The 5,026-nt window shown below is 47.6% G+C and carries 5 protein-coding genes; 4 read left to right on the top strand and 1 reads right to left on the bottom strand.

The window, feature by feature from the left end:
• Positions 1-192 precede the first annotated feature (192 nt).
• On the bottom strand, positions 193-1,752 hold the full coding sequence (locus EKO24_RS06450) for a sigma 54-interacting transcriptional regulator (RefSeq protein ID WP_127027260.1): 1,560 nt from the start codon (positions 1,750-1,752) through the stop codon (positions 193-195).
• 367 nt (positions 1,753-2,119) lie between these two features.
• Here EKO24_RS06450 and EKO24_RS06445 point away from each other — a divergent pair, with 367 nt between their 5' ends.
• Genes EKO24_RS06445 through EKO24_RS06430 form a run of 4 tightly spaced genes read left to right on the top strand, consistent with a single transcriptional unit; the run spans position 2,120 to position 4,915 of the window.
• Positions 2,120-2,773 (top strand): DUF938 domain-containing protein, encoded by a 654-nt coding sequence (locus EKO24_RS06445; protein ID WP_196239999.1) that lies wholly within the window; start codon positions 2,120-2,122, stop codon positions 2,771-2,773.
• A gap of 32 nt (positions 2,774-2,805) precedes the next feature.
• Positions 2,806-3,540, top strand: a complete 735-nt coding sequence (locus tag EKO24_RS06440; protein ID WP_127027261.1) for an SDR family NAD(P)-dependent oxidoreductase — start codon at positions 2,806-2,808, stop codon at positions 3,538-3,540.
• Between the two features lie 8 nt (positions 3,541-3,548).
• Positions 3,549-4,157, top strand: coding sequence for a DUF1326 domain-containing protein (locus EKO24_RS06435; RefSeq protein WP_127027262.1), 609 nt, complete (start codon positions 3,549-3,551; stop codon positions 4,155-4,157).
• The gene (locus EKO24_RS06430) at positions 4,157-4,915 is read left to right on the top strand and encodes a DUF2182 domain-containing protein (RefSeq protein WP_127027263.1); all 759 of its coding nucleotides are present in this window, start codon (positions 4,157-4,159) and stop codon (positions 4,913-4,915) included. The genes EKO24_RS06435 and EKO24_RS06430 overlap by 1 nt, the downstream gene beginning before the upstream one ends.
• The last annotated feature ends 111 nt before the right edge of the window (positions 4,916-5,026 follow it).

The following is a 5,026-nucleotide window of genomic DNA, read 5'->3' as shown; positions in this document are numbered from 1 at the left end:
GGTCGGTCCTTAAGGGCGTGCCCAAGCTGCTTCTGCCTCAGTGCCAAGGTAGCTAACCATGACAGGAATTAAGATACAAGGGCGTGCCGTGTGCGCCAAAGGGAGTGTGAGATTTTCAAGTATCGGGGAAGGCGCGCATGGCACGCCCTACGGCTGTGAGAACTTAGATCCTTGTCGTCCAAATCTAACCGGTTAAACTCCACGATACTCCGCCAAATTAACCCCATACTTTTTTAGCTTCGAATAGACCGCCCGCGACGTAATTTCCATGTCTTCCGCGATTTTTTTCACATCGCCCCGATGCTGTTTTAGCGCATTTTCAAGAAACGCCTGCTCGGCCTTGGCAAGCGCCTGTTCCTTAATATCTTTCCATTGCTGAATATTCTTTGTTGCAGCCGGAAGCGGCAAGTCCAATTCGGTCATTTCCTTGCCAGTCGCAAATAAAATGCTGCGCTCCAGGATATTTTCCAGTTCGCGGACATTGCCGGGCCACGGATAAGCGCGGATTTTTTGCATCACTTCGCGGCTGACCGATTCGACTTCCTTGTTATATTTCTTGCTCAAGCGCTGAACGATTAATTGCACAAGGTAGGGCAAGTCTTCCGGCCGTTCGGCCAGAGGCGGGATGCTTAAGCGCACCACGTTAATCCGGTAATACAGGTCATTGCGGAACGATTCCTGGCTGACCAGCTCTTCCAGGTTGTTATTCGTTGCGGAGATGATTCGCAAATCAACCGTCAAAGTTTGTTTGCCGCCGACCCGTTCCAATTCGCCTTCTTGCAGTACGCGAAGCAAGCGGGTTTGCGCGGCAGGGGACAATGAGTCGACTTCATCCAGGAACAAGGTTCCGCCTTCGGCCCGTTCAAAATAGCCTTGATGGACTTCGATTGCGCCGGTGAATGCGCCTTTTTCATGTCCGAACAGCGCGCTTTCGATCAGGCTTTCGGGAATAGCGCCGCAGTTGATCGGTATAAAAGGCTTATCGCAACGGTCGCTCATCGCATGTATCGCGCGCGCAATCAGTTCCTTGCCGACGCCGGTTTGCCCTTGAATCAGCACCGTTGCCTGAGTCGGCGCGATTACTTCGATGGCTTGCAATATTTTCTGCATAGTCGGCGATTTGGCAATAATCGCCGGAGGTTGGTGTGTCTTTGCCGGCAATTTGCTTTGTTTGCGCCAGATTTGCTGCATGCTTTGTTCAATGCGCGAGTGCAGTTCGTTAATGTCTTGCATCTCTTTAACCGGCGTAGTGTCGGTGTATTCCATGCCCGGATGGTCTTTTGCCGCGTTCGGGTTTGTGTATACGCAAACTTCGCAAAGACCGTCCTGGCGGGCAATGCTTTGTTTGATCTCGACTTTGGCGTAGCCGAAATTTCTGGCGGCGATGCCTCCGAAGACGCTGGAGGTCATCCGGCATAATTCGGGAAAGTTAGTGACGCGATCGCCAAAAGGGCAACTGCTGTTGCTGACGGTGATGCAATCGGGGTTGCTGGAAACCAGTGAAAATTTACCGCCGATATTGTTCTTAAGGCCGAGAATTAGCTCGATGTAGCTTTCTTTGTCGAGCCACTCGACTTTATGGGCGGCTTCGCGATAGGTTTCTTCAAAAAAGCAGCCGGCGGTTTTGGCGATATGTTCGATTAATTGCTCGCAATGTTTTTGCCCTTGCTGTTCGCTGGCATGCATCAGTTCAAGGATGAAAGTTTGCAGAAAAAAGACAGGCGTTAAATCGGATAGAGAGTTGTTATTCATGGCGTTTTTGTGAAGTTTATTTTCGCAAATTGAAGCATGGCTTCGCTAATCTGGCAATGTCAAAATCCAATGGATTGAAATTTAAAGCAAATATTTGTAATCGTTGCTGGCACAGCACTTGCTATTATTGAATCTGTAACTATTTAGCGCATAGAAAAATAGAACTCGGATGACACCTTTAGGACGGATTCACACGGATTTTTAGCCCGAACCTCGGTTTGTTTGCGTTTTTATACCCAACGGGCATAAGTTTTTGAGCTGCTCAATTTGGCTTTAAATCTGTGGCTATCTGTTTAATCCGTGTTCTATTGACTATACGCTGAGTAGTTACTTGAGTTTTAACCATAATAATTACGAGGAGTTAATAATGAGTCAAGATAAGCCGCCTTTAGACCCGCATCCATTAAGCGAGTATGTTGCCTGGGCCGGAAACCGCAACCGCGAACCGCTGCTCGGTGTTTTAAAAGAAAAACTGCCTAAAGATCCGGGAAACGTTCTGGAGCTTGCCAGCGGTAGCGGCATGCATATCAACTTTTTTGCGCCGCATTTCGAGCATTTACATTTTCATCCTTCCGATAAGGATCAAGCCGTTTTCGATAATATCAAGAAACTGACAATCGATCACAAGAACGATAATATTGCCGATCCCGCTCATCTGGATCTAACCAATCCTGAAACCTGGTTTAATGCCGGCAAGCCGCATTCATTTGATGCTATTTTCTGTATCAATATTTTCCAGGTGGCGCCGATTTCAATTGCCGACGGCATGATGAAATGCGCTTCGCATTTATTGAGCGACGGCGGTTTTTTGCTGATTTACGGTCCGTTCCAAGTCGAAGGCGCCTTTACTACCGATTCCAATAAAGAATTTCATGAAACATTGAGTTCGGCTGGCGTTTCAGAGTGGGGATTAAAAGATGTCGCCGATCTGAAAAAGGCTGCTGAAAATCACGGCTTGGAGTTAAAAGAGCAGATTGATATGCCTGCGAATAATTTCTCGTTGATATTCGGCGCCAAGTAATTGTAAATAAAGTTAAATCAAGAAGATTAAGCATGGTACGAAAATGTTCAGCCGTTATTATCGGGGTTGGCCCGGAACAAGGTTTGGGCGCTACACTGGCCAAATATTTTGCAGCAAAAGGTTTACACGTCTATATAGCCGGCCGAAGTGAAGACAATCTTCAGCAGGTAGCTGAAAAAATCAGGCAAAAAGGCGGATCGGCCACGATCGTGCTTGCCGATGCAACCATTGAACGCGATGTGGCGCACTTGTTTAAAGTGGCGCGGCTGGATAATCATGCTGTTGATATTGCTGTCTACAACGTGGACAGCAATATTCCATCGCCGCTATTGGATATGGATACCGAAGCTTTTACCGCGCTTTGGAAGCAAAATTGCCTGGGTGCTTTTTTCTTCGGCAAGGAAGCGGTCAACGCAATGAAGGATCAACACCAAGGCACGCTATTTTTTACCGGGGCGACGGCATCGCTAAGAGCGAAACCGCCGTTTACCGGATTCGCAGCCGCTAAAGCCGGTTTGAGGGCGTTAGCGCAAGGCATGGCAAGAGAGTTTTCGCCGCAGGGCATACACGTGGTGCATACCGTTATTGACGGCGTGATTGACGGCGAACGAGCCAGGAATCAATTTCCGGACTATGTTCAAGCAAAAGGCCAGGACGGGCTGTTGCAGCTCGACGCGATCGCGGAGACGTATTGGGCCATCCATAAACAGCATCCCAGCGCATGGACTCATGAATTGGATTTAAGACCGTTTAAAGAACCGTTTTAGGAGGCAGTATGCCGGAAATCAAAAGTTGGACTTTGCAAGGCAGTTATTTTGAAACCTGTAATTGCGAGACCGCCTGTCCTTGTGTCTGGCTACAGCCGCCGTCAGAAGGCGACTGTAAATTGCTGGTGGCATGGCATATTGAGCAAGGTCATCTGGACGGTCAATCGTTGAATGATTTGAATGTTGCGATGGCGTGCTATTCGCCGGGAAACATGAAGGACGGCAATTGGCAAGCGGCTCTCTATGTGGACGAGCGCGCCGATGACGGCCAGGTCGATGCGATTGTACAAATTTTTAGCGGCCTGCAAGGCGGACATCCTGCGATCTTGATGAGCTTTGTCGACAAGGTGTTAGGTGTGAAAAAAGTAAAAATCGACTATTGCGAACAAGGCAACAGTCGGCAATTGATCATTCCCGGCATAGCTCAAGCCGATATTGAAAGCATTCAGGGGATAACTGGCGGACAGGCAACGATAAACAACCCGCCGTTGTGCGTAGTAACAAGTCATCCTGCCGTCGTCGCCAAGTCGAAAAATTACAGGTATCAAGATTACGATAAAAACTGGCAGTTTTCCGAGTGTAACGGCTATTTCTCATCCTTTATTTATCATCCGTAATGTTCCCGATTAAGATACAAAACCCGGTTCTGGTTATTGTGCTGATATGGATTTTGTCGGCCTGGGCTTACCTGTTCTATGTGCATTATCAAATGACGTCGCAGCCGATGTCGAGTTTCTGGATGCCGCCTTCGGAGCCGCGGGCATGGCATTTCATGGATTTTGCTTTAGTTTATTTCATGTGGGCTGTGATGATGGCGGCCATGATGTTGCCATCGGCGCTTCCGATGATACAGGCGTTTATTAAAATTTGCCGGCAACGGAGCGACAAGTCAGCCGTTAAATTGACGTATCTGTTCATTTTGGCTTATCTGGGCGTATGGCTTTTATTCAGTTGCGCGTTAACCGTGTTGCAATGGCAAATGTATGGATTGGCTTGGTTATCGCCGATGATGGATAGCCAAAACTCAATATCGGCAGCCGGCATCTTATTCTTAGCTGGTTTTTACCAATTCATGCCGCTTAAGAATGCTTGCCTGGTTTATTGTAAAACCCCGGTGGGTTTCTTATTAAATGAATGGCAGGATGGCTCTGCAGGCGCATTTAACATGGGTGTCAAACATGGCGCTTACTGCGTAGGCTGTTGCTGGGCGCAAATGCTGGTTATGTTTGTTGTCGGCGTAATGAACCTGTTGGGAATGGCTTTGATAACCTTATTGGTTATATTCGAGAAGTCGATGCCTTTGCAAGCAACGCTTATTTGCAAAATAGTCGGCGTCGCTTTTATTGCCTGGGGCGCTTTTTTATTAATCGCTTAAATCTTCCGTTTAACAACTGATTCTAAGTGCGTGTTTTAAAAGTAGCCATTGAGTTGCAAAACCTGCAAAATTTAAAATTTGCAATGGCTAAAAGAAAACACCGCAAGCGCT

Source organism: Candidatus Methylobacter oryzae, assembly GCF_003994235.2.
Lineage (GTDB): Bacteria > Pseudomonadota > Gammaproteobacteria > Methylococcales > Methylomonadaceae > Methylobacter_A > Methylobacter_A oryzae.
The sequence above is the reverse complement of the archived record's forward strand: the minus strand, read 5'-3'. Positions and strand labels throughout refer to the sequence as shown.